The sequence below is a fragment of the Paraburkholderia sp. UCT31 genome (genome assembly GCF_014397655.1).
GTDB lineage: Bacteria > Pseudomonadota > Gammaproteobacteria > Burkholderiales > Burkholderiaceae > Paraburkholderia > Paraburkholderia tuberum.
This window is the reverse complement of sequence record NZ_VZQP01000002.1, coordinates 172,825-197,366: the sequence shown is the minus strand read 5'-3', so window position 1 is coordinate 197,366 and position 24,542 is coordinate 172,825. Positions and strand designations below refer to the sequence as shown.

At 63.9% G+C, this 24,542-nt stretch carries 19 protein-coding genes; 7 read left to right on the top strand and 12 right to left on the bottom strand.

The window, feature by feature from the left end; all coding sequences use genetic code 11:
- Positions 1-36: 36 nt before the first annotated feature.
- The 6 genes from iscA to F6X40_RS02095 form a co-directional block, all read right to left on the bottom strand.
- Positions 37-360, bottom strand: a complete 324-nt coding sequence (gene iscA, locus F6X40_RS02120; protein WP_184022376.1) for an iron-sulfur cluster assembly protein IscA — start codon at positions 358-360, stop codon at positions 37-39.
- A gap of 78 nt (positions 361-438) precedes the next feature.
- The gene (iscU, locus tag F6X40_RS02115; RefSeq protein ID WP_184022374.1) at positions 439-852 is read right to left on the bottom strand and encodes a Fe-S cluster assembly scaffold IscU; all 414 of its coding nucleotides are present in this window, start codon (positions 850-852) and stop codon (positions 439-441) included.
- A gap of 72 nt (positions 853-924) precedes the next feature.
- Positions 925-2,148: an IscS subfamily cysteine desulfurase gene (locus tag F6X40_RS02110; protein ID WP_187626662.1), complete on the bottom strand. Its 1,224-nt coding sequence runs from the start codon at positions 2,146-2,148 to the stop codon at positions 925-927.
- A gap of 83 nt (positions 2,149-2,231) precedes the next feature.
- Positions 2,232-2,762, bottom strand: coding sequence for a Fe-S cluster assembly transcriptional regulator IscR (iscR, locus tag F6X40_RS02105; RefSeq protein WP_184067539.1), 531 nt, complete (start codon positions 2,760-2,762; stop codon positions 2,232-2,234).
- A 163-nt stretch (positions 2,763-2,925) separates the two neighbouring features.
- A complete protein-coding gene (locus tag F6X40_RS02100) occupies positions 2,926-3,423 on the bottom strand; it encodes a low molecular weight protein-tyrosine-phosphatase (RefSeq protein WP_187626661.1) in 498 nt (165 codons plus the stop codon).
- 152 nt (positions 3,424-3,575) lie between these two features.
- Positions 3,576-3,815, bottom strand: a complete 240-nt coding sequence (locus F6X40_RS02095; protein ID WP_184067533.1) for a hypothetical protein — start codon at positions 3,813-3,815, stop codon at positions 3,576-3,578.
- A 262-nt stretch (positions 3,816-4,077) separates the two neighbouring features.
- Here F6X40_RS02095 and F6X40_RS02090 point away from each other — a divergent pair, with 262 nt between their 5' ends.
- On the top strand, positions 4,078-4,593 hold the full coding sequence (locus tag F6X40_RS02090; protein WP_187626660.1) for a hypothetical protein: 516 nt from the start codon (positions 4,078-4,080) through the stop codon (positions 4,591-4,593).
- 95 nt (positions 4,594-4,688) lie between these two features.
- On the opposite strand, the gene F6X40_RS02085 is transcribed toward F6X40_RS02090, so the two are convergent.
- Both F6X40_RS02085 and F6X40_RS02080 read right to left on the bottom strand, forming a co-directional pair.
- Entirely contained in the window at positions 4,689-6,104 is a 1,416-nt protein-coding gene (locus F6X40_RS02085) for a lactate utilization protein B (protein WP_184022364.1), read from the bottom strand.
- A gap of 111 nt (positions 6,105-6,215) precedes the next feature.
- On the bottom strand, positions 6,216-6,938 hold the full coding sequence (locus F6X40_RS02080) for a (Fe-S)-binding protein (RefSeq protein WP_184067525.1): 723 nt from the start codon (positions 6,936-6,938) through the stop codon (positions 6,216-6,218).
- Positions 6,939-7,116: 178 nt separating this feature from the next.
- Here F6X40_RS02080 and F6X40_RS02075 point away from each other — a divergent pair, with 178 nt between their 5' ends.
- Complete coding sequence (locus tag F6X40_RS02075) at positions 7,117-7,947, top strand: IclR family transcriptional regulator (RefSeq protein WP_090800805.1); 831 nt, start codon at positions 7,117-7,119, stop codon at positions 7,945-7,947.
- A 143-nt stretch (positions 7,948-8,090) separates the two neighbouring features.
- On the opposite strand, the gene pbpG is transcribed toward F6X40_RS02075, so the two are convergent.
- A complete protein-coding gene (pbpG, locus tag F6X40_RS02070) occupies positions 8,091-9,281 on the bottom strand; it encodes a D-alanyl-D-alanine endopeptidase (protein WP_187626659.1) in 1,191 nt (396 codons plus the stop codon).
- A gap of 744 nt (positions 9,282-10,025) precedes the next feature.
- On the opposite strand from pbpG, the gene F6X40_RS02065 reads away from it, so the two are divergent.
- Positions 10,026-10,601 (top strand): phasin family protein, encoded by a 576-nt coding sequence (locus F6X40_RS02065; RefSeq protein WP_013089827.1) that lies wholly within the window; start codon positions 10,026-10,028, stop codon positions 10,599-10,601.
- A 329-nt stretch (positions 10,602-10,930) separates the two neighbouring features.
- On the opposite strand, the gene lpdA is transcribed toward F6X40_RS02065, so the two are convergent.
- The 3 genes from lpdA to aceE form a co-directional block, all read right to left on the bottom strand.
- Positions 10,931-12,709 (bottom strand): dihydrolipoyl dehydrogenase, encoded by a 1,779-nt coding sequence (gene lpdA, locus F6X40_RS02060; protein ID WP_187626658.1) that lies wholly within the window; start codon positions 12,707-12,709, stop codon positions 10,931-10,933.
- 140 nt (positions 12,710-12,849) lie between these two features.
- Complete coding sequence (gene aceF / locus F6X40_RS02055; protein ID WP_187626657.1) at positions 12,850-14,490, bottom strand: dihydrolipoyllysine-residue acetyltransferase; 1,641 nt, start codon at positions 14,488-14,490, stop codon at positions 12,850-12,852.
- An 83-nt stretch (positions 14,491-14,573) separates the two neighbouring features.
- Complete coding sequence (gene aceE / locus F6X40_RS02050) at positions 14,574-17,270, bottom strand: pyruvate dehydrogenase (acetyl-transferring), homodimeric type (RefSeq protein WP_187626656.1); 2,697 nt, start codon at positions 17,268-17,270, stop codon at positions 14,574-14,576.
- A gap of 275 nt (positions 17,271-17,545) precedes the next feature.
- Here aceE and fixL point away from each other — a divergent pair, with 275 nt between their 5' ends.
- From fixL to F6X40_RS02030, 4 genes are all read left to right on the top strand, one after another.
- Positions 17,546-20,062 (top strand): PAS domain-containing sensor histidine kinase, encoded by a 2,517-nt coding sequence (gene fixL / locus F6X40_RS02045; protein ID WP_221309019.1) that lies wholly within the window; start codon positions 17,546-17,548, stop codon positions 20,060-20,062.
- On the top strand, positions 20,059-20,703 hold the full coding sequence (gene fixJ / locus F6X40_RS02040; RefSeq protein WP_062129599.1) for an oxygen response regulator transcription factor FixJ: 645 nt from the start codon (positions 20,059-20,061) through the stop codon (positions 20,701-20,703). The genes fixL and fixJ overlap by 4 nt, the downstream gene beginning before the upstream one ends.
- A gap of 436 nt (positions 20,704-21,139) precedes the next feature.
- Positions 21,140-22,003 (top strand): bifunctional methylenetetrahydrofolate dehydrogenase/methenyltetrahydrofolate cyclohydrolase FolD, encoded by an 864-nt coding sequence (gene folD, locus F6X40_RS02035; protein WP_090800818.1) that lies wholly within the window; start codon positions 21,140-21,142, stop codon positions 22,001-22,003.
- Positions 22,004-22,329: 326 nt separating this feature from the next.
- The gene (locus F6X40_RS02030; RefSeq protein WP_184057356.1) at positions 22,330-24,435 is read left to right on the top strand and encodes a M3 family metallopeptidase; all 2,106 of its coding nucleotides are present in this window, start codon (positions 22,330-22,332) and stop codon (positions 24,433-24,435) included.
- Positions 24,436-24,542: the final 107 nt, after the last annotated feature.

Genomic DNA, 24,542 nt, shown 5'->3' with positions numbered 1-24,542 from the left:
CCGCCTTTTATCCGCCGCACGCGGAAGGTAACGAATCTAGACGCGGAACGACTCGCCGCAGCCGCATTCGTCTTTCACGTTCGGGTTGTTGAACCTGAAGCCTTCGTTCAGCCCTTCGCGCGCGAAGTCGAGCTCCGTGCCGTCGATATACGCGAGACTCTTCGGGTCGACGACGACCTTCACGCCGCCCGTCTCGAACACCTGGTCTTCCGGCGCGAGTTCGTCCACGTACTCGAGCTTGTAGGCGAGGCCCGAGCAACCGGTGGTGCGCACGCCGACGCGCAACCCGATGCCTTTACCGCGGCGGGTCAGATACCTCTGGACGTGCTGTGCTGCCTTTTCGGTCAACGTAATTGCCATAACGTTTCTCAGTTGCCAGAGTGCGCGGCGCGCGTGTTCGCGCCGCGCTCACCGGTTGCTTCTTTCTTACCCTGTTGCTCAGGCGGCCTTGCCGTCTTCGACAACCGCTGCTTCGCCGTGGCGCTGCTTGTAGTCGGCGACCGCTGCCTTGATCGCGTCTTCCGCGAGGATCGAGCAATGGATCTTCACCGGCGGCAGTGCCAGTTCTTCGGCGATCTGCGTGTTCTTGATCGACATCGCCTGGTCGAGCGTCTTGCCCTTCACCCATTCGGTGACGAGCGAGCTCGATGCGATGGCCGAGCCGCAGCCGTAGGTCTTGAACTTCGCGTCTTCGATGATGCCGTCCGCGCCGACGCGGATCTGCAGCTTCATCACGTCGCCGCAGGCCGGCGCGCCGACCATGCCGGTACCGACCGTGTCGTCGTCCTTCGCGAAGGAACCGACGTTGCGCGGGTTTTCGTAGTGGTCGAGGACCTTGTCGCTATAAGCCATGATTACACTCCTTGATTCGTTTCAACCTGCAATGCGATGAACGTTCGATGTCCGCTTCGTCCAGCCGGCGCGTCAGTGCGCGGCCCAATGGATGGTCGACAGATCGATCCCGTCCTTGTGCATTTCCCACAGCGGCGACAGATCGCGCAGCTTGGAAATCTTCGACTTCAGCAGGTTGATCACGTAGTCGATTTCCTGCTCGGTCGTGAAGCGTCCCACCGTGAAGCGGATCGAGCTGTGCGCGAGTTCGTCGTTGCGGCCAAGCGCGCGCAGCACGTACGACGGCTCCAGCGACGCCGATGTGCACGCCGAGCCCGACGACACCGCGACGTCCTTCACCGCCATGATCAGCGACTCGCCTTCGACGAAATTGAAGCTGATGTTCAGGTTGTGCGGCACACGCTTTTCCATGTCGCCGTTCACATACACTTCCTCGATTTGCGACAGGCCTTTCAGCAGCCGGTCGCGCAGCATGCGGATGCGCTCGTTTTCGGTCGCCATCTCTTCACGCGCGATACGGAACGCTTCACCCATGCCGACGATCTGGTGCGTGGCGAGCGTGCCCGAACGCATGCCGCGCTCGTGACCGCCGCCGTGCATCTGCGCCTCGATACGGATACGCGGCTTGCGACGCACGTAAAGCGCGCCGATGCCCTTCGGGCCGTAGGTCTTGTGCGCCGAGAACGACATCAGGTCGACCTTCAGCTTCTGCAGATCGATCTGGATCTTGCCGCTGGCCTGCGCCGCGTCGACGTGGAAAATGATGCCCTTCTCGCGCGTGATCTCGCCAATCGCCTCGATGTCCTGGATGACGCCGATCTCGTTGTTGACCGACATCACCGACACCAGAATCGTGTCCGGGCGCAGCGCCGCCTTGAACGCGTCGAGGTCGATCAGACCGTCGTCCTTGACATCCAGATAGGTGACTTCGAAGCCTTCGCGCTCGAGCTCGCGGGTGGTGTCCAGCACCGCCTTGTGCTCGGTCTTCACCGTGATGATGTGCTTGCCTTTGCTCTTGTAAAAGTGCGCGGCACCTTTCAGAGCGAGGTTGTCCGACTCCGTCGCACCCGAGGTCCAGATGATTTCGCGTGGATCGGCGTTCACGAGCGCGGCCACCTGCTCGCGCGCTTCCTCGACTGCGCGCTCGGCGGTCCAGCCATAAGCGTGACTACGCGACGCGGGATTGCCGAACTGCTCGCGCAGATACGGGATCATCTTGTCCACCACACGCGGATCGATCGGCGTCGTGGCGCTGTAGTCCATGTAGATAGGCAGATGGAGAGAGTCGTTATTCATCAATTGCTCCGGGGACGTCATGTGCTCTGGCTTCTGGGTTCGATATGGGCCTGCGGCGAGGGTTTTCTATTGCGTGCCGCGCTTCACGAACCGGCCATGTTGAAAACGGAATTGGGACCCTTGGGCGCCACGCGCACGGGTTCGGCCGCCGGCGCGTCGTTGCGCCTGTCGCGCAGCACGGCCGGCGTGCCTTCGCGCGAACGCTGCTGATCCACCAGATCCTTCAGCGAAACCGAATCGAGGTATTCGACCATTTTCTGGTTCAGCGTCGACCACAGCTCATGCGTCATGCAGTGGCCGTCGTGCTGCTTGGTGCCTTCGCATGTGCCCTTACCGCCGCACTGGGTGGCGTCGAGCGGTTCGTCGACCGCGATGATGATGTCGGCCACCGTCACCTCTTCGGCACGGCGCGCGAGATTGTAGCCACCGCCCGGTCCGCGCACGGATTCGACGATTTCATGACGGCGCAGCTTGCCAAACAGCTGCTCGAGATACGACAGGGAGATGTGTTGGCGCTGGCTGATACCCGCAAGCGTCACCGGGCCCTGCTCCTGGCGCAGCGCCAGGTCGATCATCGCCGTGACGGCGAAACGGCCTTTCGTGGTGAGTCTCATATGATGTGGGAACCGCAATTCTCGACAAGTTTGGTCAAGTATAAATACATGAGCGATTTAGTCAAGTATGGGCGGTAAATTTTGTGTCATTCGCTTAATTGATCGCCATACGTCGACGCCGCGCCCCAACCCGTGTGGTGCGTCTGCGTTCTTCGCCCGATGCCTACGCGAGCAACTGCGGGCGCAGCGCGGTGATCAGCCCGCGGCAGGCTGCTTCGCACTGATCGAGCACCAACTCGAAGCCTTCCGCGCCGCCGAAATACGGATCGACAACCTCTCGCGCGCTGCTCCAGCGGCCATCCGACTCAGGCACGAACTCCATCAGCAGACGGATCTTGTCGCGCTGTGCGGGCGGGCACAGTTGACGCAACGCGGCGACGTTTCGGTCGTCCATGGCAATCAGCAGATCGAAGCGCTCGAAGTCCGCGACCGTGATCTGGCGGCCGCGCAGCGCGTCGAGCGCATAGCCGCGCTGGCGGGCCGCGTGTTGCGCGCGTTCGTCGGGCGCCGCGCCGATGTGCCAATCGCCGGTGCCGGCCGAATCGATCAGGATGCAGTCCGCAAGCTTCGCCTCGTCGACCAGATGACGCATCACGCCCTCCGCCGTCGGTGAACGGCAGATATTCCCGAGGCAAACGAAACAGATGGACACAGTTTTCATCAGGGATTTTCGACGCCCGAGGCGCCGCGCGTGAGGTCGTCAGACAGTCAGCCGACTGCGCCGCGATTATACAAATCTCGACAGATTCGCGCCGAGCGGGGCGCAGCCAGCAAGATCAGCGGCTTCGGACCGTCGCGGTCCGCCGCGCCGGCTTACGATGCCTCGGCGAGCGGCGTCGCCGTGGCGGCACGCATCGGCTTGGCCGGCAATGCCGACGCCGTGTCGATCATGCCGTACGACACCGCGCGTGCGAGTTCGGCGGTCAGATGGTTGGCGTCGAGCGGCATCTGCGAAGCGCGCGAAGCGGTTTGGCCGTTGACGTGCAGAAAGGCGAGCACCGCGAGCGGTACAACGATGGCTAGGGGCCAGTACACCGATATTGTCTTTTTCATGATGTGTTCTTCAATTAGGGGCGCATGAGCTTATGACGCACTATGCCCTAACGAAATGCTATAGGAATTCACAATCGGGGAAAACCCGCCCGCGCGAGATAGATCGTTGCTTGATACGAAACAGTCAAGTGAGTCCTCTTTCGGGAACGATTGGCGCATCGCTGGCACACAAAGTAAAGCTTACAAACGCATACAAAGCCGCCGCGACGGACGGCGACAATGACGGTCTTATTCTTACCCTTACATTTCTTTGCACCACAAAATGAAACGCATTGCACCTCCCGTCGGCCTGATGGCCGCCGCGCTGCTCGGCGGCTGCGCGGTCTATCCGGACGGCACGCCGATGTACGGCAACGGCTACGGCGCCTATAGCGGCTACAACGGTTATGACGTTTCCGCATACGCGCCGGGTGCCGCGGTCGTGCCGCAAACCAATGTGTACCTGGGCTACGGCGATTACGGTCCGGGACGCTACTACGGCCCGGCGCCGGGCTCCGGCTATCGCGGCTATCCGGATCGCGGTCATCCGAACGACAACGACTGGCACCACGGCGATCACGGCAACGGTCATGGCAACAATGGCGGCGGTCCTGGACAACCGCACGGCGGCCCGCCGCCGCAGGGCGCAGCGGTCGGTCCGCACGGCCCTGGTGGCGCCAATGGCGGCCCGCACCCCGGCGCGGGCGGCCAGCCGCAAGCCGGCAACGGCGGCGGACGAGGCAACGATTTGGGGAGAAATGCGCCCGCGCGTCAGCCGGGGCAGATGACCGAACATTGAAGACGGAGCGGCGCTGAAGTATCCCGCCGGCTTCTTCGCCCGTTTCGACGGCTGCGCGAGCGCGCAGCCGTCAAACCAATCCCAATGCCGCCCGCTCAGCCAATATGGCTGCGCTGCGCGGCATACAACTCGCGGAACGTACGACCCACCGGCGCCGGCATGTCGCGCGTATCGGTCCAGCCCGCGCCGCCGAGCGGCAGTTTGGCGATCGACCGATTGCGCCCACCCATGCGCTCCAGCACGCGCACGGCGAGTTTGGTAAAGAGCGCATAGGCATCGGGATGCAGCGCGAGCCAGCCCCACAGCGCCAACCCGGCGCGCTCCTTCCACGGCCGCAGGTGTCGCTCCATCTGCTTTTCGCGCAGCTTGCGCAACAGATCGGACAGGGGGATACCGACCGGGCACACGCTATTGCATTCGCCGCATAACGTCGCCGCTTGCGGCAGGTCGAGCGCCTTGTCGATGCCGACATAGCTCGGCGTCAGCACCGACCCCATCGGCCCCGGATAGACCCAGCCATACGCGTGCCCGCCGACCTTCTGATACACCGGGCAATGGTTCATGCACGCGCCGCAGCGGATGCAGCGAAGCATCTCCTGGAAGTCGCCGCCGATCAGCCCTGTGCGGCCACCGTCGACGAGCACCACGTACATATGCTCGGGCCCATCCTGATCGCCCGCGCCACGCGGCCCGGTCAGCATCGAAAAATAGTTCGAGGTGGCCTGGCCGGTTGCCGAACGCGGCAGCAGGCGCATAGCCGTCGCGAGATCCTCGAGCGTCGGCAGCACCTTCTCGATGCCGGTGACAGCGACATGCACGCGCGGCATCACCGTGCACATACCTTCGTTGCCCTCGTTGGTCACGACCGCGACCGAGCCCGTTTCCGCGATGATGAAATTGCCGCCCGTCACGCCCATGTCCGCGCTCAGAAAATGCGGCCGCAGCATCTCGCGCGCCTCACGCGTCATGTCGGGAATCTCGGTGAGCCGCGGCCGGCCGTGCGTCTTCGCGAACAGGTCGGCGATCTCGTCCTTATCCTTGTGAACGACCGGCGCGATGATATGGCTTGGCGGCTCGTTGTCGTTGATCTGCAGGATGTATTCGCCAAGGTCGGTTTCGATCGACTGCACGCCCATCTGCCCGAGCACTTCGTTCAGGCGCATTTCCTCGGTGACCATCGACTTGGTCTTGATCACCTTCTTCACCTCGTGCTTGCGCGCAATGTCGCCGACGAGCCGCGCGGCCTCCTGCGTGGTCTCCGCGAACAGCACAGTCACGCCGCGCCGGGTCGCCTCGCGCTCGAAGGTTTCGAGCCACACGTCGAGATTCTCGAGCGCGCGATCACGGCGCTCCTTGAGCGCGGCCCGCGTCGCGGGGAAATCGATCGCGGTCATCGCGCTCGCGCGCGCCGACACGAACTTCGTGGACAGCTTGGTCAGGTTCTGCTGCAGGCGCTGGTCGGCGAGTTTCTGACCGGCGCGAGCCTTGAACTGCATCGATTGGACTTGCATGGCGCCCCTGATGAGATCGGATTGAAACGCGCGGCGCATTCGCGCCCGACGCAATGCGTGACAGACAAGATAAACGTGACGCGAACAATAGCGGTGTTCGCCACGCGGGGATTACACGTCGCCGGCCAGCACCTGTGCGATATGCAGCACGCGCGTCGTCGAGTCGCCGTTGCGGCGCAGCCGCCCTTCGATATTCAACATGCAGCCGAGGTCGCCGAGCACCACCGCACCGGCGCCGCTCGCGGCGATGTTCGTGCACTTTTCGTCGACGATCGCGGTCGAGATATCGCCGTATTTGACCGCGAAAGTGCCGCCGAAGCCGCAGCAATGCTCGCAGCCTTTCATCTCGGTGACCGCGACGCCGACCTGCGCGAGCAGTTCGCGCGGCTGTTCCTTGACGCCCAGTTCGCGCAAGCCCGAACACGAGTCGTGATAAGTCACCTGTCCCGCGAACTCGCCCGGTTGCAACTGCACCTTCGCGACGTTGACGAGGAAATCCGTCAGCTCGAACACCTTGCCGCGCAGGCGGCCGAAACGGTTCATCAGCTCGGGATCGTCGCGGAACAGGTCGCCGTAGTGCGCGCGGATCATGCCGCCACACGAGCCCGACGGCACCACCACATAGTCGAACTGTTCGAACTCGCGCAGCGTTTTCTCGGCAAGGTCGCGCGCGAGGCGGCGGTCTCCCGAGTTATACGCAGGTTGCCCGCAACAGGTTTGCGCGGGCGGCACTACGACCTCGAAACCGGCGCCTTCGATCAGCTTGATGACGGAGAAACCGATCTCGGGACGCATCAGGTCAATCAGGCAAGTGACGAACAATCCGACTCGCATGAGCCCTCCTTGCGGGGAAACGTCCCTGATTATCCGCTGTTTGCCGGTGCAATACCAACGGCCGGAAGGCATAGGAAGCACGCCGCGCCGGATTGGAAGCGCGCCTCGAAGCGTTCGCTTTTTTCACAATACGAGATACAATCAGTTTTCGCTGTTTGACGCATCCACCGATTCTCATATGAGCGATACGAACCCGGATCCCAAAACTTCGATCCAGGTGATCGAACGCATGATGCGCCTGCTCGACGCACTGGCGGCGCATAGCGACCCGGTCAGCCTGAAAGAACTGGCCATCCGCACGGAGCTGCATCCATCCACCGCGCACCGCATCCTGAACGATATGGTGATGTGCCGGCTGGTCGACCGTTCAGACCCCGGCACCTACCGTCTTGGCATGCGCCTGCTCGAACTGGGCAATCTCGTCAAGGCGCGCCTGTCGGTGCGCGACGCGGCGCTCACGCCGATGCGCGAGCTGCACCGCGAGACCGGGCAGACCGTGAACCTGTCGGTGCGTCAGGGCGACGAAATCGTCTATATCGAACGCGCGTATTCGGAGCGCTCGGGCATGCAGGTGGTGCGGGCGATCGGCGGGCGCGCCCCGCTTCATCTGACCTCGGTCGGCAAGCTGTTCCTCGCGGCCGACGAAGCCACCCGCGTGCGTGCCTACGCAACACGCACCGGTCTGTCGGGCCACACGCAGAACAGCATCACCGATCTCGCGAAACTCGAGCGCGAGCTGTCGCATGTGCGCCAGCAGGCCTGCGCGCGCGACAACGAGGAACTGGAGTTGGGCGTGCGCTGCATCGCCGCCGGCATCTACGACGATACCGGCAAGCTGGTCGCGGGACTGTCGCTGTCGGCGCCGGCCGATCGTTTGCAGGATTCATGGCTCGGGCAGTTGAGCCAGACCGCGTTGATGATTTCGGAATCGCTCGGCTACCGGCCGCAGCCACAGCAGGACCATGCGCACGGCGGGCACGGCTCACATGGCTCGCACGGCCAGCATTAGTGAAGGGGGCGGCCGCCCAACCGCCGTTGCACCCTTTGCCCTCCCGCCGGCGCCATGAAAAGAGCCTCGCATCCGCGAGGCTCTTTCTTTGCACGTCAGCTGCTGCCGGACTGACTACCACCGGCTGAGTATGCGTTGCGGCTTCAGGTACCCGGACCGCCGGCATCGGCGCTCGTGATACGCGGCTGGTCGCCGCCGTTGTCGAGCCACGTACGCAGACGCGTCGCGTCCGCGAAACGCGAGTACTTGCCCGACGAATCGAGCAGCACCAGGATCATCGGCCGGCCGTGGATGGTCGCCTGCATCACGAGACACTCGCCCGCTTCGTTGATGAAGCCGGTCTTCTGCAGACCGATGTCCCACGTCGGGTTGCGCACCAGCGCGTTCGTGCTGTTGTACGCGAGCGTGCGCTTGCCGGTGTACACCTCATAGCTGTGATCGGTCGAGAACTTGCGGATCAACGGGTACTGATACGCCGCGTTGACCATCTTCACGAGATCGCGCGCGCTCGACACGTTCATGCTCGTCAGACCGGTCGGGTTCTCGAAGTGCGTGTCGTTCATGCCGAGCTGCCTCGCCTTCGCGTTCATCGCCGCGAGGAACGCCGGACGGCCGCCCGGGTAGTAGCGCGACAGCGCCGCCGCCGCGCGGTTTTCCGACGCCATCAGCGCGATGTGCAGCATGTCCTCGCGCGACAGCACCGAGCCCACCGACAGACGCGAACCGGTGTTCTTCTCGTAGTCGCGGTCTTCGTCGGTGACTTCGATCTGATCGGTCATCGGCTCTTTCGAATCGAGCACCACCATCGCCGTCATCAGCTTGCTGATCGATGCGATCGGTACCACCGCGCGCGAGTTCTTGTCGAACAGCGTCTCGCCGCTGTTCTGGTCGATCACATAGGCGACGCTCGAGCGCAGCATCAGCGCGTCCGGCGTCTCGTGCAGACCAAACGCCTGGCCGACGCTCGGCTGGCGCGGCTCGTACGCGACGCGTCGCATCACCGAACGGTGTCGGCCGTTCGCCGTGAACGTGACGCGCTTGCGTTTGACGCCGGCGTGCGGGGCGTCTTCATCCGCCGCAGCGGCTTTCACGGCCTCACCCTTGCCGGCTTTCGCCGCATGGCTCGACACCTTTGCGGTGGCGGCCACCTGCGCAGGCTTCCTGGCAGTTTTAGCGTGTTTGGAAGTTTTTGCGGATGCAGCAGACGTAGCTGCAAAAGTGCTGACAGGCGTAGCGAACGCCGCTGCGACGGCCAGCGAGACGGCCACCGATAGAGCGGTGCTGCGCGCCGCGCCGTGGAGCACTTTTAGCGACGAAAACATGTCGGTTTTCATGGGTGTTCGATAGGGAGCGGCGAGAGGTTTCCGCAAGTGTAGTAAAGCAACGAAAAATTAGCAATTTGAAGCACTTATACGCGCTCCTTAAACCGGCTTGTCAGCTCCGATCGCGAAAACACGAATAAGTGCCGCGCCTCGATCGAAAAAAACGATCGTCGCCAGCAAGCCTCGCCATCGCCGCCCGGCCCAATCGAGCAGGTCATTGCAGGATAACGGCAATTTTGAGACAACCTTGATCCGGGGAAATACTGTCAGAGCACAGGCGGAAACTACTGCGCCGCGCCATGAAGGCGTTGCGAGCGTGCGACGGACTTTTTTAAGTGTCCGACGAAAGTCGCTAACGCGCGTTCGACTGCCATCGTTCTTTAACGTTCCTTGTCATCTTGTGGTTTACATCGAATTGATGATGATCGGTTTTTCAGGGAGAATTGCTGCCACACGGAAAAATAATCTCCCGACGGCCTGCTGAACGGTTGGTTTATGTCGCACCGGCACGGTGCAACGAGCAATCGTTCCGCGTCATATGAATGACATGCCTACTGTATAACCTATTGTTTTGTCGGCATTTTCTCAACATTGTGCGATGCACAAAAAACGCTTGACATTCCTTGTAGGCATCCTAAAATGGGAACCATTGCTGCGATGCACAATACATCGCGGTCCGGTGAGACGATGAACCTGCGTCTCGCCACCCACCCAATGCGGTCCGCACAGACCGGCCGCAATCCAGGAGCGTAAACCATGACTCTGCTGACCCCTGAGCAATTCGCCGCAGCCCAGAAAGCCAACTTCGAAACCCTGTTCGGCCTGACGACCAAAGCATTTGAAGGTGTCGAAAAGCTGGTCGAGCTGAACCTGCAAGTTGTGAAGTCGACGCTCGCCGAAAGCCAGGAAAATGCCCAACGCGCGCTGTCCGTGAAGGATGCGCAGGAACTGCTGGCACTGCAAGCAAGCCTCGCCCAGCCGGTGGCTGAAAAGGCGCTGTCGTATGGCCGCCATGTGTACGAAATCGTTTCGGCAACGCAGGGTGAATTCACCCGCGTCGCGGAAGCGCAATTCGAAGAGCAAAACCGCAAGGTTCAGGCGCTCGTCGAAAACGTCGCCAAGAACGCACCGGCCGGTTCGGAAACCGCTGTCGCCGTGATGAAGTCGGCTATCACCGCCGCCAACACCACGTACGAAACGGTCCACAAGGCAACCCGCCAGGCTGTCGAAATCGCCGAAAGCAACTTCAACGCAGCTGCAACGGCCGCTTCGAAGGCAGCTTCGCAAGCCGCTGCGCAAGCATCGCGCGCCGCCGCCAAGAAGGCCGTCTAAGCTTCGCGCGTCAACACGCAAGGCTTTATGCCTCGCATCGTCTTTCACGCCGGCCCAGCCTATGCGCTGCGCCGGCGTTATCGCAAGCAACAGCGTCGTGCCGTTGCCGCTTATACGGTTTGATGAGCCGAACGCTCCGATACGTTGCAATGGCGTATCGTTTGCCCGGCCGCCAAGCCGGGATTTTTTTGCCCGCCACTGGCCGCCACGAAAACAGAAACGGCGCAGAAACGGCGCGCTCCGACATGGAGCGCGCCGTTTTTCTTTGCCGTACGGCTCGACCGGCTTTGCCGCGCCCGCATGTCGTCATGCAGGCGCGGTGCACCGCGTTACTTCTTCTTGACGGGCGGCAGATCGGTACAGACGCCTTCATACAACTCGGCCGCCATGCCGATCGATTCGCCGAGCGTCGGATGCGGATGGATCGTCTTGCCGATATCCGTTGCGTCCGCGCCCATCTCGATCGCGAGACAGACTTCGCTGATCAGGTCGCCCGCGTTCAGACCGACGATACCGCCGCCGATCACGCGATGCGTTTCCTCATCGAACAGCAGCTTCGTGAAGCCCTCGTCGCGACCGTTGGCGATCGCGCGACCCGATGCGGCCCACGGAAACACCGCCTTGCCGAACTTGACGCCTTCGGCTTTCAGTTGGTCTTCCGTCTTGCCGGCCCAAGCCACTTCCGGATCGGTGTAGGCCACCGACGGAATCTGCAGCGCGTCGAAGTACGCCTTCTCGCCATGCGCGGCTTCCGCCGCCACGTGGCCTTCGTGCACGGCCTTGTGCGCGAGCATCGGCTGACCGACGATGTCGCCGATCGCGAAGATGTGCGGCACATTCGTGCGCTGTTGCCTGTCGACTTCGATGAAGCCGCGATCCGTCACCGCGACGCCGGCCTTTTCCGCGCCGATCCGCTTGCCGTTCGGCGAGCGGCCGACGGCCACCAGCACGAGGTCGTAGCGTTGCGGCTCGGCCGACGCCTGCTCGCCCTCGAACGACACGTAGATACCGTCGTCCCTCGCTTCGGCGGCGATGGTCTTGGTCTTCAGCATCACGTTCGCGAAACGCTTGCTGTTGTACTTCTCCCAGACCTTGACCAGATCGCGGTCCGCGCCGGCCATCAGGACGTCGAGCATTTCGACCACGTCGATGTTCGCGCCGAGCGTCGAGTACACGGTTGCCATTTCGAGACCGATGATGCCGCCGCCGATCACGAGCATGCGCTGCGGAATCTGGCGCAGTTCGAGCGCGCCGGTCGAATCGACGACCCGCGGATCTTCCGGAATGAACGGCAGCTTCACCGCTTCCGAGCCCGCTGCGATGATCGCCTGGTTGAACCTGACGACCTTCTTGCCGCCCTCGGTCTGCACTTCCATGTGGTTCGGATCGACGAACGCACCCGTACCGACCACCACTTCGACCTTGCGCGCCTTCGCCATGCCGGCGAGACCGCCGGTCAGCTTCCTGACCACGCCGGACTTGAAATCGCGCAGCTTGTCGAGATCGATCTGCGGCTTGCCGAACGTGATGCCGTGGGCGGCAAGATCAGCCGCTTCGTCGATGACGAGCGCGGTGTGCAGCAGCGCCTTCGACGGGATGCAGCCGACGTTCAGACACACGCCGCCGAGCGTCGGATAACGCTCGACCAGCACGGTCTTCATGCCGAGGTCGGCGGAGCGGAACGCGGCCGAATAACCGCCGGGGCCCGAACCGAGCACGAGCATGTCGCACTCGATGTCGGCGCTGCCCGAATAGCTGCCGGCTTGCGTAGCCGCTGCGGCGGCCTTCGGCGCCGCAGCGGCAGGCGCCGGCACGGGAGCCGCCTTCTCGGGCGCTTTCGGCTCCGCAGCGGCCGCAGCCGCGCCGCCCGCCGTTGCCTCGACGAGCGCGATGACCGTGCCCTGCGAGACCTTGTCGCCCGGCTTGATACGCACTTCCTTGACGGTGCCGGCGGTATCGCTCGGCACTTCCATCGACGCCTTGTCGGATTCGAGCGTCAGCAGCGACTGCTCTTTTTCGATGGTGTCGCCCGGCTTGATGTTGACTTCGATGACGTCGACGTCCTTGAAGTCACCGATGTCCGGCACTTTTACTTCGACGAGACTCATGGTGTCCCCTTCTCTTATTGATCGATGATGAGCGCGCCTTCGCGCACAGCGCACAGCGCACGTGAGCGCGAACGCGCGGACGGCGCGACGCGGATCGGTCGAAACCATCCGCGCCCGCGCCGGCGGACCTCACCAGCCGGTCAAAGAATCACACGCCGGAAATCGGCAAGAATCGAACCGAGGTATGCGTTGAAGCGCGCGGCTTCCGCTCCGTCGATCACGCGATGGTCGTACGACAGCGACAGCGGCATGGTCAGGCGCGGCTCGAACTGCTTGCCGTCCCACACCGGCTTCATCGCGCTGCGCGACAGGCCGAGAATCGCGACTTCAGGCGCATTGATGATCGGCGTGAAGTGCGTGCCGCCGATACCGCCCAGCGACGAGATCGAGAAGCAGCCGCCCTGCATCTGGTCCGGCTTCAGCTTGCCCTCGCGCGCGGCCTTCGACAGGTCGGCCATTTCCTTCGCGATGTCGACGAGGCCCTTCTTGTCCGCGTCGCGAATCACCGGCACCATGAGGCCGTTCGGCGTGTCAGCGGCAAAACCGATGTGGTAGTACTGCTTGAACACCAGGTTGTCGCCGTCGAGGCTCGCGTTGAAGGTCGGGAATTTCTTCAGGGCCGCCACGCAGGCCTTGATCACGAACGCGAGCATCGTGAACTTGACGCCCGCCTTCTCGTGTTCCTTGTTCAGCTTGACGCGCAGCGCTTCGAGCTCGGTGATGTCCGCTTCGTCGTTGTTCGTGACGTGCGGAATCATGACCCAGTTGCGATGCAGGTTCGCGCCCGAGATCTTCTTGATGCGCGACAACGGCTTCGGATCGATCGGACCGAACTTCGTGAAGTCGACCTTCGGCCACGGCAGCAGATTCAGCTCGCCACCGCCGGCGGCCGGCGCGGCCGCACCAGCCGGCGCCGCGCGCTGGCCCGTCATCACGCCCTTCACGAACGCGGTCACGTCGGCCTGCGTAATGCGGCCCTTCGGACCGGTGCCCTTCACCTGGCCGACGTCCACCCCGAGTTCGCGCGCGAACTTGCGCACCGACGGCGACGCATGGCTCGGATGACGCGAGCCGCCTTCTCCAGCCGGGATCAGCGGCGCCTGCGCGAGCGCGGACGGCGCGGCCGGTGCCGGGGTCGGCGTGGCCGGCGCGTCGAACGGCTTTTCAGTCGGCGCCTTCGCGGCCGGTGCCGGCGCAGCGCCGCCTTCCGCTTCGATCACGACGATGACCGAGCCTTCCGACACGGTATCGCCAACCTTGACCTTCACTTCCTTGACGACGCCGGCGGTCGAGCTGGGCACATCCATAGTCGCCTTGTCGGATTCGAGCGTGACGAGCGATTGTTCCTTCTCGACACGATCGCCGACCTTCACCGCGATCTCGATCACGGGGACGTCTTTGTAGTCGCCGATATCCGGCACCTTGATTTCCTGCACGCCGCCGCCTGCCGCCGCGGGCGCGGGCGCCGCAGCGGGAGCTGCCGCCGGCGCAGGAGCCGGAGCCGGTGCGGCAGCCGGCGCGGGCGCCGCGGCAGCGGCGTTGGCGCCTTCGAGCACGATGATCAGCGTGCCTTCGGACACCGCATCGCCGACCTTGACCTTCACTTCCTTGACGACGCCGTCGGCCGAGCTCGGCACGTCCATCGTCGCCTTGTCGGATTCCAGCGTCACGAGCGATTGCTCTTTTTCGACGGTGTCACCCGCCTTCACCAGCACCTCGATCACAGGGACGTCCTTGTAATCGCCGATGTCCGGCACCTTGACTTCGATCGCTTGACTCATTGTTAGTGTCTCCTGGGCCGCGCACGCCGCCGGCCCCTCGCGATGAGGAGCAAGCGCGTGCATCGTGGCACACGGGTGATGCCTTAGACGGTCATCGGGTTGGGTTTGGCGGGATCAAGGTTGTACTTCTTGAGCGCCTCGGCGACCACCTTGCGTTCGATCGTGCCTTCGTCCGCCAGCGCGTTCAGCGCGGCGACCGTGACCCAGTAGCGATCGACTTCGAAGAAGTGACGCAGCTTCTCGCGCGTGTCCGAACGGCCGTAGCCGTCGGTGCCCAGCACGACGAACTTCTGCGGCACCAACGCGCGGATCTGCTCGGTCAGCGCGCGCACGTAGTCGGTCGATGCGATGACCGGACCCGGCGCATCCTTCAACAGCTTCTCGACGTGCGACAGCTTCTTCTCTTCGGTCGGGTGCAACAGGTTCCAGCGCTGCACTTCGTGACCTTCGCGCGCGAGCTCGGTGAAGCTCGGCACGCTCCACAGGTCGGCGTTGACGCCCCAGTCGTTTTTCAGCAGGTCGGCCGCGGCGATCACTTCGTTGAAGATCGTGCCCGCGCCCATCAGCTGCACGTGCGGCGCCTTTTTATCGGCTGCGGTCTTGCTGAACGAGTACATGCCCTTGATGATGTCGGCCGCCACGGTCTCGCCCTGCGGGATCGCCGGGTGCTCGTAGTTCTCGTTCATCACGGTGACGTAGTAGTAGACGTCTTCCTGGTCGGCGACCATGCGGCGCAGACCGTCCTGCACGATGACCGCGAGTTCGTAGCCGAACGTCGGGTCGTAGCTGATGCAGTTCGGCACCGAAGCCGCCCACATCAGCGAGTGGCCGTCTTCGTGTTGCAGGCCTTCGCCGTTCAGCGTCGTGCGGCCCGCCGTGCCGCCCAGCAGGAAGCCGCGCGAGCGCATGTCGCCAGCGGCCCATGCGAGGTCGCCGATGCGCTGGAAGCCGAACATCGAGTAGAAGATGTAGAACGGGATCATGATCTCGCCGTGCGTCGAGTACGACGTCGCGGCCGCGATCCAGTCGGCCATGCCGCCGGCTTCGTTGATGCCCTCCTGCAGGATCTGACCGGTCTCCGACTCACGGTAGAACATCAGCTGGTCGGAATCTTCCGGGACGTACTTCTGGCCGTCCTGATTCCAGATACCGATCTGACGGAACAGACCTTCCATGCCGAACGTACGCGATTCATCCGGCACGATCGGCACGACGCGCTTGCCGAGCGTCTTGTCCTTCAGGAGGATGTTCAGGATCCGCACGAACGCCATCGTCGTGGAGATCTCGCGGCCTTCGCCCGTGCCCTTCAACAGCGGCTCGAATGCCGACAGTTCCGGCACCGGCAGCGACTCGGCCTTCTGACGACGCGCCGGGAGATAGCCGCCCAGGTCCATGCGTTTCTGACGCATGTACTCGAGTTCCTTCGAGCCTTCCTCGAACGTCAGGTACGGCACATCGACGATCTGCTCGTCCGTGATCGGCAGACGGAACTGGTCGCGGAACTTCTTCAGCTGCTCCACCTGCATCTTCTTCTGCTGGTGGGTGATGTTCATCGCCTGGCCGGCTTCGCCCATACCGTAGCCCTTGATCGTCTTCGCGAGGATGACGGTCGGCTGGCCCTTCGAATTCGTCGCTTCCGTGAACGCCGCGTAGATCTTGTGCGGATCATGGCCGCCGCGGTTCAGATTCCAGATGTCGTCGTCGGACCAGTCGGCGACCAGCGCCTTCAGTTCCGGCGTGTTGAAGAAGTGTTCGCGCACGAACGCGCCCGACTCCGACTTGTACGTCTGGTACTCGCCGTCGACGACTTCCATCATGCGGCGCATCAGCGCGCCCGACTTGTCGCGCGCGAACAGCGCGTCCCAGCGGCTGCCCCAGATGACCTTGATCACGTTCCAGCCGGCGCCGCGGAATTCGCTTTCGAGTTCCTGGATGATCTTGCCGTTGCCACGCACCGGACCGTCGAGACGCTGCAGGTTGCAGTTGATCACGAACACGAGGTTGTCCAGACGCTCGCGACCGGCCATGCCGATCGCGCCGAGCGATTCCGGCTCGTCCGTTTCGCCGTCGCCGAGGAAGGCCCAGACCTTGCGGCCGTCGGTCTTCGCGATGCCGCGCGCCTGCAGGTACTTCATGAAGCGCGCCTGGTAGATCGCCATGATCGGGCCCAGGCCCATCGACACGGTCGGGAATTGCCAGAAGTCCGGCATCAGCCACGGATGCGGATACGACGAGATACCCTCGCCGCCGACTTCCTGGCGGAAGTTGTCGAGCTGCTTGTCGGTCAGGCGACCGAGCAGGAACGCACGCGAGTAGACACCCGGCGACGAGTGGCCCTGCACGAACACGAGGTCACCGCCGTGCTCGGCCGACGGTGCGTGCCAGAAGTGGTTGTAGCCGACGTCGTACAGCGTGGCGGCCGATGCGAACGACGCGATGTGGCCGCCGACGTTGGTTTCCTTGCCGGCGCGCAGCACCATCGCCATCGCGTTCCAGCGGGTGTACGAGCGAATACGGTGTTCGATGTCCTGGTCGCCGGGGTTCTTGGCCTGGCGCGCGACCGGAATCGTGTTGATGTAAGGAGTGTTAGCGGAGAACGGCAGATGTTCGCCGTGCACGCGTGCGAATTCGATCTGTTTTTCGATCAGGTAGTGGGCACGGTCAGGGCCTACTGCAGAAATCACGCCATCCAGCGCTTCCAGCCATTCGCCGGTTTCCTGGGGATCGTCGTCTTTATCGGCGGCGACATATTTCATGACTTCGTCGGGTACAGCGGACATGCTCGTCTCCTAGGTATGGGGAACGCACTTTGAACAGACGACGCGGACGCAGGAACGGCCGCGGCAGCTCCGGCCGATTGTAATAAGGGTCCCGACGTCAGCGCAACCAAATTTTCAAATTACGAGATCAATTCTCATAATGCGGAAAATTGCTGCAACGCAACCTGGTTTGACTGCCGATCGACTGATCCGCCGGCTAGTTTGCACCGATTAACTGCACTTTCCGTGCTTTTTTGCGCCATTTGTCGGGGACGTGCTGAGCTACAATGCCACGCATGTTGACCGAACGGCTCTTCTCTCGCTCGGCGCGCACCGCGGGTTCGCCGGCGGATTCGTCGCCGTCCTCGCGCTGGCACCACGGACCCTGGTGGTCCAATTCCTATTTGCTGACGCCGCTCCTGTCGATCCTGGTGTTCCTGGTCGTCATGAGCCTGATTCTGTGGAGTCTGAACCGGCGCGAGCAGCAACAGCAGGAAGACACGCTGTACCGCAACGTCGCGTGGGCGCAGCAGCAGATCCGCCTGTCGATGACGGGCGCGCAAGAGCAGATCCAGGCACTCGCGCGCGACCTCGCCGCCGGCCATGCCGACGAGCATTCGTTCCAGGTGAGCACCACGGACATCATGCAGGGGCATCCTGAGATCCTCTACATGAACTGGTACACGGGCCAGCAGCAGCCGCGCTGGCCCAACGCCGCGCCGCCGGTGCTCGGCCAGCGGCTCGCGCGTCCGAACGACGCGCAGATGGACGAAGCTGTCAAGGCCGGCTTCGCCGAGGCGCGCAACACCCGCCGCCAGGTGTACTCGCCGCTCATCTACGACGACCTCGGCAACGGCTTCATCACGCTGCAAACGCCGATCTTCCGCGACCGCGATTTCCTCGGCACCATCGCCGCGGTGTTCTCGGTGGAAGGCATTCTGAAGCGCGACATCCCGCCCGAGCTGTCGGCCAAATACAAGATCTCGATCATCGACGCGAACAACCGCGAGTTGACCACCACGTCGACCCGCCCGCGCCTGCCGCGCGACATGTTCTACGACCTGCCGCTCGACCCGCCGGGCCAGGGCATTTCGGTGCGCGTGTACGCGTTCCCGCAGATCACCAACTTCACGAACAACACGCTGGTGTGGCTGGTGGCCGGCCTCTCCTGCTTCGTACTGTGGAGCCTGTGGAGTCTGTGGAAGCACACGCGCCAGCGCTTCGAGGCGCAGCAGGCGCTCTACGCGGAAGCGTTTTTCCGCCGCGCGATGGAAAACTCGGTGCTGATCGGCATGCGCGTGCTCGACATGCACGGCCGCATCACGCACGTGAACCCGGCGTTCTGCCGCATGACCGGCTGGGACGAAAGCGACCTCGTCGGCAAGAGCGCGCCGTTCGCCTACTGGCCGCGCGACGCGTACCCCGAGATGCAGCGTCAGCTCGACATGACGCTGCGCGGCAAGGCGCCCTCGTCCGGCTTCGAGCTGCGCGTGCGGCGCAAGGACAGCTCGACGTTCCACGCGCGGCTCTACGTGTCGCCGCTGATCGACAGCTCGGGCCGCCAGACCGGCTGGATGTCGTCGATGACCGACATCACCGAGCCGAAGCGCGCGCGCGAAGAGCTCGCCGCCGCCCACGAACGTTTCACGACCGTGCTCGAAAGCCTCGATGCGGCGGTGTCCGTGCTGGCCGCCGACGAAGCCGAGCTGCTGTTCGCGAACCGCTATTACCGGCATCTGTTCGGCATCCGCCCGGACGGCCACCTCGAACTCGCGGGCGGCGGCTTCGACGCCTCGCAGGCGTCGTCCGATTCGATCGACATGGTCGACACCTTCGTCGGCCTGCCCGCCGCCGCGCTGACTGAAAGCGCCGCCGACGCGCAGGAAATCTACATCCCCGGCATCCAGAAGTGGTTCGAGGTGCGACGCCAGTACATCCAGTGGGTCGACGGCCATCTCGCGCAGATGCAGATCGCGACCGACATCACGACCCGCAAGCGCGCGCAGGAACTCGCGCGCCAGCAGGACGAAAAGCTGCAGTTCACGAGCCGCCTGATGACGATGGGTGAAATGGCCTCGTCGCTCGCGCACGAACTGAACCAGCCGCTCGCCGCCATCAATAACTATTGCTCCGGAACCGTCGCACTGGTTAAATCCGGTCGAACGACGCCCGACAATCTGCTGCCGGTGCTCGAAAAGACCGCGCAGCAGGCGGTGCGCGCCGGCATGATCATCAAGCGTATCCGCGAGTTCGTGAAGCGCAGCGAGCCGAAGCGGCAGGCCACGCGGGTCGCGGATATCGTCGCGGACGCGGTGGGTCTCGCCGAAATCGAGGCAAGGAAGCGGCGCATTCGCATCGTTACCGATCTGCGCTCGCGGCTGCCGGTGATCTACGTCGATCCGGTGCTGATCGAGCAGGTGCTCGTGAACCTGCTGAAGAACGGCGTCGAAGCGATGGCCGAAGCGCGCCCGAACGCGGTCGACCCAGTCATCCGCGTGGTCGTGCGACTTGAGAGCGGCTTCGTCTGCATCAGCGTCGTCGACCAGGGGCCCGGCGTCGACGAAGCGACCGCCGAGCGTCTGTTCGAACCGTTTTACAGCACCAAGTCCGATGGCATGGGCATGGGGCTGAACATTTGCCGTTCGATTATCGAATCGCACCGCGGCCGTCTGTGGGTGGTCAACAACGTCGAATCCGACGGCCACATCACGGGCGCCACGTTCCATTGCAGTCTGCCCATTGGGGAGCCTGACGGCCCGAGCAACGGCGGGTCCGAGGCGCCGATACCACAAACCGTTACGGGAGAGCTATGAACAGCCCAGTCACCACACAGGAAACCGTCTTTGTCGTCGACGACGACGAGGCCGTGCGAGATTCGCTGCGCTGGCTGCTGGAGGCGAACGGCTACCGCGTTCAGTGCTTCTCGAGCGCCGAGCAGTTCATCGACGCATGGCAGCCGCATCAGCATCCGGGCCAGATCGCGTGTCTGATCCTCGACGTGCGGATGTCCGGCATGAGCGGGCTCGAGTTGCAGGAACGCCTGATCGCCGACAACGCGTCGCTGCCGATCATTTTCGTGACGGGCCACGGCGACGTGCCGATGGCGGTGTCGACGATGAAAAAAGGCGCGATGGACTTCATCGAAAAGCCGTTCGACGAAGCCGAACTGCGCAAGCTCGTCGAGCGCATGCTCGACAAGGCACGCAGCGAAAGCACCAGCGTCCAGCAGCAGCGCGCCGCGGCCGAGCGCCTCGGCAAGTTGACCGCGCGCGAGCATCAGGTGCTCGAGCGGATCATCGCGGGCCGCCTGAACAAGCAGATCGCCGACGACCTCGGCATCAGCATCAAGACGGTCGAAGCGCATCGCGCGAACATCATGGAAAAGCTGAACGTCAACACGGTCGCCGATCTGCTGCGACTCGCGCTGTCGAACAAGCCGCAAACGGCGCAGTAACAGAGGCACGGGCGGCCTTTCGTTCGGAGGGGCCGTTGGTACGTGGCCGCCATCCGTGGCGGTTGCGTCGCCGGTTCGCGACGGCCTGACCGACGCCGAGTCCGGCGTGCGGGTGGCGTGCGAGCGGCCTGCCCCGCCGCTCGCGGTGCGCTTCCTTGCCGCCACAGGACCGCCGCCTCACCTCCCGGACGCTCCCACGCGCGCCGCGCGCCCCGAATCCACTGCGAAAGCGCGCCCCCGCGCCGGTATAATGTCGGACTTCGCGGCGGCGCCTTGCCCGAACCGGCAGCGCGCCTGTCGCAGGGCGACGGGGCTCCGTCAGCCAGCCGAAGCGCGCCGTCGCGCGCCCCTCCGCGCGAGCGCTTCGCCCCGCCTGCCAAACCGTCTGTCCCGAGCTGATTCCCGATCCCAATCTCGACCCAACGTTCGACCGACCATGACTGCCAAACTGATCGACGGCCTCGCCCTCTCCAAGACCCTGCGCGCCGACGTCGCGGCGCGCGCCGCCGCCCTGACCGCCCGCGGCCATCAGCCGGGCCTCGCCGTGATTCTGGTCGGCGACAATCCGGCCAGCGAAGTGTATGTGCGCAACAAGGTGAAGGCCTGCCACGACAACGGCCTCGGTTCGTCGTTCGACCGCTATCCGGCCGATCTGCCCGAAGCCGACCTGCTCGCGCGCATCGACGAGCTGAATCGCGATCCGGCCATCCACGGCATTCTCGTGCAGCTGCCGCTGCCGAAGCACATCGACAGCCACAAGGTGATCGAGGCGATCGCGCCCGAGAAGGACGTCGACGGTTTCCACGTCGCCAATGCGGGCGCGCTGATGACGGGTCAGCCGCTGTTCCGTCCGTGCACGCCGTACGGCGTGATGAAGATGTTCGCGGCCTACGGCATCGATCTGAAGGGCGCGAACGCGGTCGTGATCGGCCGCTCGAACATCGTCGGCAAGCCGATGGCGCTGCTGCTGCTCGAAGCGGGCGCGACCGTCACGATCTGCCACAGCAAGACGCGCGATCTGGCCGCGCACACGCGCAACGCCGACGTCGTGGTCGCCGCGACCGGTCTGCGCAACATCCTGACCGCGGACATGGTGAAGCCGGGCGCGACCGTGATCGACGTCGGCATGAATCGCGACGACGCCGGCAAGCTGTGCGGCGACGTCGACTTCGCGGGTGTCAAGGAAGTGGCCGGCCATATCACGCCGGTGCCGGGCGGCGTCGGCCCGATGACGATCACGATGCTGCTCGTCAACACGATCGAAGCGGCCGAGCGCGAGGCGGACGCGGCCAAGGCGTAACCGCCGGGCGGTGAGCGCGAGGCGGAGTGAGGCGACTCATCCGTCTCGTCCACCGGGTCATCACCCGCCCTTCTCTCTCGCGGAACCACCGCCTCCTTACCGCGTCGCCGGATCCCACGGCCCACGCCCTGCCCCAACGCGCGCCCAACGCGCCGCAACATCTGTTAATTTGTCAGCCGATGGATTGGAATCGGCGCCCCGCGCCCCAATAATGTCCGTAGCCGGTGCCGCCATGCGCCGTGCGCCGGGCGTCGAGCGACCCCAGCACGAGACGGCACGCGCGAGCGCCGCACTGCCCCCTTCACCCGCGTCAGACAGGAAGCCTTATGTCCACTACCGCCACGCATCAAGACAACCCGCTCCTCGATTTTTCCGATCTGCCGCGCTTTGGCTCCATCCGACCCGAACACGTGACGCCCGCCCTCGACGTGCTGCTCGCCGACGCGGCGGCCGCCGTCGAGCGTGCCGCGCTGCCGGCCACGCCCGCGTCGTGGGCCGACGTCGTCGAACCGGTCGAGCGCGCCACCGAGCCGCTGTCGCGCGCGTGGAGCGTGATCGGTCATCTCAATGCCGTCGCCGATACGCCCGAGCTACGCGCCGTGTACGGCGAAAACCTGCCGCGCGTGACCGAGTTCTGGTCGAGCGTCGGCCAGAATCTCGCGCTCTACGAGAAGTACAAGGCACTGAACGCCAGCGACGAATTCGCATCGCTGAACGGCGAACGCAAGAAGATCCTCAGCAACGCGCTGCGTGATTTCCGTCTGTCGGGCGCCGAGTTGCCGGAAGACCAGAAGCCGCGTTTCGCCGAATTGCAGGAGCGCCAGGCGGCGCTGTCGAAGGCGTTTTCGGATCACGTGCTCGATGCGACCAACGCGTATGCGTACATCGTCGATGCGGGCAACGAAACGCAACTGGCGGGACTGCCCGAAGACGTGATCGAAGCCGCGAAGGAAGCCGCCGAGCGAGACGGCAAGACTGGCTACAAGTTCACGCTGCACTTCCCGTCTTATTTCCCGGTCATGCAGTACTCGGAAAACCGTCCGATGCGCGAAGCGATGTATCGCGCCTATGTGACGCGCGCGTCCGAGCTCGGCGCGCAATACGGCAACGGCAAGACCGAGTGGGACAACACCCAGGTGCTCGCCGACGAACTGAAGCTGCGCGCCGAAGAAGCGCAGATGCTCGGCTACGGCAACTTCGCCGAAGTGTCGCTCGCGCCGAAGATGGCCGAATCGCCGGCGCAGGTAATGGCCTTCCTCGAAGACCTCGCGACGCGCGCGCGTCCGCATGCCGAGCAGGACTGGAAAGAGCTGCGCGAATTTGCCGCGAGCGAACTCGGCATGACCGATCTGCAGCCGTGGGACATGACGTTCGCCGCCGAGCGCCTGCGCCAGAAGCGCTATTCGTTCTCGGAAAACGAAGTGAAGCAGTACTTCCCGGAAGACGCGGTGTTCAAGGGCCTGTTCAAGGTCACCGAGACGCTGTTTGGCGTGCGCATCCGCCGCGACGAAGCGGCCGTCTGGCATCCGGACGTGCGCTTCTTCCGCGTCGAGAATCAGGACGGCGGCCTCGTCGCGCAGTTCTATCTCGACCTGTATGCACGCGAAGGCAAGCGCGGCGGCGCCTGGATGGACGACGCACGCGGTCGTCACAAGCTCGCGCATGGCGCGGTGCAAACGCCGGTCGCGTATCTGACCTGTAATTTCTCGGCGCCGGTCGGCGGCAAGCCCGCCTGCTTCACGCACGACGAAGTGATCACGCTGTTCCATGAGTTCGGCCACGGCTTGCATCACATGCTCACGCGCGTCGATGAGCTCGGCGTGTCGGGCATCAACGGCGTCGAATGGGATGCGGTCGAGCTGCCTTCGCAGTTCATGGAGAACTTCTGCTGGGAGTGGGACGTGCTGTCCGACATGACCTCGCACGTCGATACCGCGAAGCCGCTGCCGCGCGAGCTGTTCGACAAGATGCTCGCCGCGAAGAACTTCCAGAGCGGCCTCGGCACGCTGCGGCAGATCGTGTTCTCGATGTTCGACATGCAACTGCATACCGGCTTCGACGCGAACGGCGCGAAGAGCGCCAACGAACTCGCGCGCGAAATCAACGAACGCTTCCACGTCGTGCCGCAAGCGCCGTTCTCGCGCTGGCCGAATACGTTCAGCCATATTTTCGCGGGCGGTTACGCGGCCGGCTACTACAGCTACAAGTGGGCCGAAGTGCTGTCGGCCGACGCGTACGCGGCGTTCGAGGAAGCCGCGCAAGCCGCGGGCAGCGTGCTCGATCAGTCGACCGGCATGCGTTATCGTCGCGAGATTCTCGAAGTGGGCGGCAGCCGTCCGGCGATGGAATCGTTCAAGGCGTTCCGTGGCCGCGAGCCGAATATCGATGCGCTGCTACGGCATAACGGCATGGCGCCGGGTGCCGCGCACTGAGCGATTGAAACGTCGCGATGATCGTTCGTTCGGCCCGGATGCGATGGCGCTGAATGAACGATGCCGATAGAAAAACCGGCGGTCTGCTCGCGCAGGCCGCCGGTTTG

Bases quoted from the DNA above. Each gene is read 5' to 3' on its own strand.
- F6X40_RS02085 (WP_184022364.1), bottom strand. From the start codon at position 6,104: ATGCAAGTCCAATCGATGCAGTTCAAGGCTCGCGCCGGTCAGAAACTC.
- F6X40_RS02080 (WP_184067525.1), bottom strand. From the start codon at position 6,938: ATGCGAGTCGGATTGTTCGTCACTTGCCTGATTGACCTGATGCGTCCC.
- iscR (WP_184067539.1), bottom strand. From the start codon at position 2,762: ATGAGACTCACCACGAAAGGCCGTTTCGCCGTCACGGCGATGATCGAC.
- F6X40_RS02110 (WP_187626662.1), bottom strand. From the start codon at position 2,148: ATGAATAACGACTCTCTCCATCTGCCTATCTACATGGACTACAGCGCC.
- pbpG (WP_187626659.1), bottom strand. From the start codon at position 9,281: ATGAAAACCGACATGTTTTCGTCGCTAAAAGTGCTCCACGGCGCGGCG.
- iscU (WP_184022374.1), bottom strand. From the start codon at position 852: ATGGCTTATAGCGACAAGGTCCTCGACCACTACGAAAACCCGCGCAAC.
- iscA (WP_184022376.1), bottom strand. From the start codon at position 360: ATGGCAATTACGTTGACCGAAAAGGCAGCACAGCACGTCCAGAGGTAT.
- F6X40_RS02095 (WP_184067533.1), bottom strand. From the start codon at position 3,815: ATGAAAAAGACAATATCGGTGTACTGGCCCCTAGCCATCGTTGTACCG.
- aceE (WP_187626656.1), bottom strand. From the start codon at position 17,270: ATGTCCGCTGTACCCGACGAAGTCATGAAATATGTCGCCGCCGATAAA.
- F6X40_RS02090 (WP_187626660.1), top strand. From the start codon at position 4,078: ATGAAACGCATTGCACCTCCCGTCGGCCTGATGGCCGCCGCGCTGCTC.
- F6X40_RS02100 (WP_187626661.1), bottom strand. From the start codon at position 3,423: ATGAAAACTGTGTCCATCTGTTTCGTTTGCCTCGGGAATATCTGCCGT.
- lpdA (WP_187626658.1), bottom strand. From the start codon at position 12,709: ATGAGTCTCGTCGAAGTAAAAGTGCCGGACATCGGTGACTTCAAGGAC.
- folD (WP_090800818.1), top strand. From the start codon at position 21,140: ATGACTGCCAAACTGATCGACGGCCTCGCCCTCTCCAAGACCCTGCGC.
- fixL (WP_221309019.1), top strand. From the start codon at position 17,546: ATGTTGACCGAACGGCTCTTCTCTCGCTCGGCGCGCACCGCGGGTTCG.
- F6X40_RS02075 (WP_090800805.1), top strand. From the start codon at position 7,117: ATGAGCGATACGAACCCGGATCCCAAAACTTCGATCCAGGTGATCGAA.
- F6X40_RS02065 (WP_013089827.1), top strand. From the start codon at position 10,026: ATGACTCTGCTGACCCCTGAGCAATTCGCCGCAGCCCAGAAAGCCAAC.
- fixJ (WP_062129599.1), top strand. From the start codon at position 20,059: ATGAACAGCCCAGTCACCACACAGGAAACCGTCTTTGTCGTCGACGAC.
- F6X40_RS02030 (WP_184057356.1), top strand. From the start codon at position 22,330: ATGTCCACTACCGCCACGCATCAAGACAACCCGCTCCTCGATTTTTCC.
- aceF (WP_187626657.1), bottom strand. From the start codon at position 14,490: ATGAGTCAAGCGATCGAAGTCAAGGTGCCGGACATCGGCGATTACAAG.